Origin of the sequence: Achromobacter sp., from assembly GCF_036567245.1 — a bacterium.
Classification (GTDB): domain Bacteria; phylum Pseudomonadota; class Gammaproteobacteria; order Burkholderiales; family Burkholderiaceae_B; genus Achromobacter.
Genome location: NZ_DATCUY010000096.1, coordinates 1 through 3,709, shown reverse-complemented (window position 1 = coordinate 3,709; position 3,709 = coordinate 1). Strand labels below are relative to the sequence as shown.

5 protein-coding genes are annotated in these 3,709 nt (G+C 66.0%); 2 read left to right on the top strand and 3 right to left on the bottom strand.

Annotation, left to right across the window (positions count from 1 at the left end):
* Positions 1–694 (top strand): SDR family NAD(P)-dependent oxidoreductase (locus VIR09_RS04035; RefSeq protein WP_332011702.1); only part of this gene is annotated, 694 nt, incomplete at its 5' end.
* A gap of 27 nt (positions 695–721) precedes the next feature.
* Here the strand turns inward: VIR09_RS04035 and VIR09_RS04030 are convergent.
* Complete coding sequence (locus VIR09_RS04030) at positions 722–1,516, bottom strand: MetQ/NlpA family ABC transporter substrate-binding protein (RefSeq protein ID WP_105558735.1); 795 nt, start codon at positions 1,514–1,516, stop codon at positions 722–724.
* Positions 1,517–1,689: 173 nt separating this feature from the next.
* Here VIR09_RS04030 and VIR09_RS04025 point away from each other — a divergent pair, with 173 nt between their 5' ends.
* Positions 1,690–2,763, top strand: coding sequence for a tetratricopeptide repeat protein (locus VIR09_RS04025; protein ID WP_332011701.1), 1,074 nt, complete (start codon positions 1,690–1,692; stop codon positions 2,761–2,763).
* 71 nt (positions 2,764–2,834) lie between these two features.
* Here the strand turns inward: VIR09_RS04025 and VIR09_RS04020 are convergent, their stop codons facing one another.
* The gene (locus VIR09_RS04020) at positions 2,835–3,398 is read right to left on the bottom strand and encodes a UbiX family flavin prenyltransferase (RefSeq protein ID WP_105558737.1); all 564 of its coding nucleotides are present in this window, start codon (positions 3,396–3,398) and stop codon (positions 2,835–2,837) included.
* A gap of 7 nt (positions 3,399–3,405) precedes the next feature.
* A partial coding sequence (gene grxD, locus VIR09_RS04015; protein WP_332011700.1) for a Grx4 family monothiol glutaredoxin occupies positions 3,406–3,709 on the bottom strand: 304 nt, incomplete at its 5' end.

Below are 3,709 nucleotides of genomic sequence, written 5' to 3'. Positions count from 1 at the left end.
CGCGGCCATCGTGGCGCTTGACGCCCATCTGGCCGCCGCGGAAGACGCCGCCCATGAAGTGGAGCAGGCGGGCGGCAGCGCCTTGCCGGTGCAGGCGGACGTGGCCGATCCCGACGCGATGCAGGCCGCGGTGGATGCCGCGCTGCGCCGCTACGGGCGCATCGACATCCTGCAAGCCAACGCCGGCATCGGCAAAGTGGGCGGACCGGAAGAGATCTCGCTGGAAGACTGGGACCGCATCCAGCAAGTGAACGTGACCAGCCTGCTCATCGCCACGCGCCTGCTGGCGCCGTTAATGCGCGCGCAAGGCGGCGGCGCGATCGTCACGGTATCGTCCATCGCGGGCATCCGGTACACCGGTTACCCGCACTTGGCCTACAGCGTCAGCAAGGCCGCCGTCATTCACTTCGCGCGCATGGCGGCACAGCAGTACGCCGCCGACGGCATCCGCGTGAACACCGTCATCCCGGGCTTGATCGATACGCCGCGCGTGGCGAAAAACGTGGCGCGGATGTTCGACCCGGACGACCTTCAGGCGGCCCTGGCCGCGCGCGACAAGCAGGTGCCGATGGGCCGGATGGGCACCCCCTGGGAGGTCGCGAAAGCGGTGGCGTTCCTGGCCTCGGACGAGGCGTCCTATATCACCGGCACGGAACTGGTCGTGGATGGCGGGTTGACGGGAAAATACGCCTGACGGCGCAGCCGCCAGGCGCGGCACCGCTTACCAGGAGGTGGAGTAGGCGCCGGGGAACTGCTTGGCCACGAACGCCTTCACTTCATCCGATTGGTACGCCTTGATGAACCGCGCGATGCGCGGATCGTTCTTGTTGTCTTCGCGCGCGGCGATCACCACCGCCGCAAACGGCGCGTCCTTGCTTTCCAGCGCCAGCGCATCCTTGGCGGGCGACAGGCCGGCCGGGATGGCGTAGGCCGAATTCACGGCGGCCGCGTCCACGTCGGACAGCGAATGTGGCAACTGCGCCGCTTCGATTTCAATGAACTTCAGGTTCTTGGGATTTTCGACCACGTCGAACAGCGACGCCGTCACCGTCACGCCGTCCTTCAACTTGATCAGCTTGGCGGCCTGCAACACCAGCAACGCGCGGGCGCCGTTGGTCGGGTCGTTCGGAATCGCCACCTTGCCGCCCTGCGGCAGCGCATCCAGCGACTTCACGCGCTTGGAATAGATGCCCATCTGCTGCACCACGGCGGTCGCCACCGGCACCAGCTTGTAGCCGCGCGCCTTGTTCTGCGAATCCAGGAAAGGCTTGTGCTGGTAGATGTTCAGGTCCAGCTCCTTGGCGTCCAGCGCCGCGTTCGGCTGGATAAAGTCGCTGAACTCTATCAGCTTCACTTTCAGGCCGTCTTTGGCCGCCACCTGCTGCACCACTTCGCCGATCTGCGCATGCGGACCGACGGTCACGCCCACCTTCAGTTCGGCGTCCTGCGCCATGGCCGGGCCGGCGGCAATACTGATCAACGAGGCAAGAACGGCCAGGGAATGGCGAAGGCGCATGGTGGGACTCTACGGAAAGAAAGAATGACCCGCGATTCTAGTGACGGCGCTTCAAAACCGGAAGCCATGAATATTCATATTGATATGCCCAAAACCATATAAGACACACGGCCATGACAAGCCCGCGCCATGCGGACACAATAGCGGCTGCATTCATTCATCACGCCAACGCCATGCCCACGTCCAACGACCTCCACCCGCAGGCCCGCGCCCTGCTTGCCGATCACTATGCCGCCGTCGATGCGGACCTGCCCGCGTTGCTGGACCTGCTGTTCGCGCGCAGCGCCGGCGAAGACTGGCACAAGGCCGGCACCTTCAAGCATCACCTGCTGGGCGTGTACCGCACGCTGACGCTATGGGACCAGCCGCGCGAAGTGCGCCTGCTGGGCCTGTTCCACAGCGTCTACGGCAATGAATACGTGGACCTGACGCTGTTCGACCGCGAACGCGAGCGCTCTACCTTGCGCGACGTGCTGGGCACGGAAGCTGAAGAATGGGTCAGGCTGTTCTGCGCGATGCCGCGCACGAAATTCGTGCAGGCGGTACTGCAAGGCCAGGGCGCAGGCAACGACGGGATGACGCTGGAAGGCGCCGACGGCCAGGTCTTCACCCTGACGCCGCGCCAGGTCGCCGCCTTCATCGTGGTGTCCGCCGCCGACATCGGCGAACAATGGCACAGCTGGCAGGACGAGATCTTCGCCGGCTATCCGCAGCAGCAGCGCCGCGACCTGAAGACGAACTGGGCGTCGTCGCTGTGGCCCGGCCCGTTGAAGCCGCCGTCGAACATCCTGTCGATGCTCTCGCACCTGCTGGCGCCGCTGTCGCGCATGCCCGCCGACACCGGCATCCCCGTCCCGCCCGCGTTCGACCAGTGCCGCGCCACGCTCAGCCCGCGCGACGAAGCCGCCGCCAGCGCGCTGTACTGGCAGGTCATCACGCGCATGCATCCGCTGACGGAAATGGACAGCGCCCGCCATCTGCTGGAAGCCGCGGTGGCGCACAATCCGTGGGTGGGCGAACCCCGGCTGCTGCTGGCGCAGTTGGCGCTGACGTCGGGGGATTTCGACGCGGCCGAGCAGCATGCGGCCGCCGGCCTGGCGGCCTTGCAGGCATGGGGCACAGCGTGGGACAAGCGCATCGAATGGGCAGGCTGGATGGCCTGGGCCCGCATCGAACTGCAGAACGCCCGCGCGCGCCAATGGCCGGAAAACCTGGCGGCGCTGAACGGGCTGGGGCTGGTGCAGTGAGCCTGCGGCAATGAGCGGGCTGCAATGAGCGGGCTGCAATAGGCCAGCGCAATGGGGATCCTGGGGGATCCCTACTTCATGCCTTCCCAGTGCGGACCAGGCACGACGATGTCGAACAGTTCCAGCACGCGTGCCACCGTGTGGTCGACCATCTCTTCGATGGAGGCCGGCCGGTGGTAGAAGGCGGGCAGCGGCGGAAACACGATGCCGCCCATTTCGGTCACGGCGGTCATGTTGCGCAGGTGCGCCAGGTTGAAGGGCGTTTCCCGCACCATCAGCACCAGGCGCCGGCGTTCCTTCAAGGTGACGTCGGCGGCGCGCGTGATGAGGTTGTCGGACAGGCCGTGGGCCACGGCCGCCAACGTGCGCATCGAGCAGGGCACGATCACCATGCCCGCCGTCTGGAACGCGCCGCTGGCCAGCGTGGCGCCCACGTCGCGCACGGAGTGCACGTGGTCGGCCAGCGCGTAGATGTCGTGGCGGCCAACATCCAGTTCATGCTTGATGTTCAGCACGCCGGACGCCGACACCACCAGATGCGTCTCGACATCGTCCACGCCGCGCAGCGCTTGCAGCATGCGCACCGCGTAGAGCGCGCCGGTGGCGCCCGTGATGCCGACGACCAGTCGCCGCATGGGCGGCTTAGGCCGTGGCGCCGGATTGCTCCAGCAGCGTCTTCAGTTCACCGGATTCGTTCATCTCGTTCATGATGTCCGAACCGCCGATGAACTCGCCCGCCACGTACAGCTGCGGGATGGTGGGCCAGCTGGAGAATTCCTTGATGCCCTGGCGGACTTCGTCGTCTTCCAGCACATTGACGGTAACCAGCTTCTTCACGCCACAGCCCTTCAGGATCTGGATGGCCTTGCCGGAAAAGCCGCATTGCGGGAATTGGGCGGTGCCCTTCATGAACAGCACGACGGGGTGCTGGGTCACGGTTTCGCGG

What these genes read in the sequence shown, in the direction of transcription:
- VIR09_RS04030 (WP_105558735.1), bottom strand. Translation starts at nt 1,516, where the DNA reads ATGCGCCTTCGCCATTCCCTGGCCGTTCTTGCCTCGTTGATCAGTATT.
- VIR09_RS04020 (WP_105558737.1), bottom strand. Translation starts at nt 3,398, where the DNA reads ATGCGGCGACTGGTCGTCGGCATCACGGGCGCCACCGGCGCGCTCTAC.
- VIR09_RS04025 (WP_332011701.1), top strand. Translation starts at nt 1,690, where the DNA reads ATGCCCACGTCCAACGACCTCCACCCGCAGGCCCGCGCCCTGCTTGCC.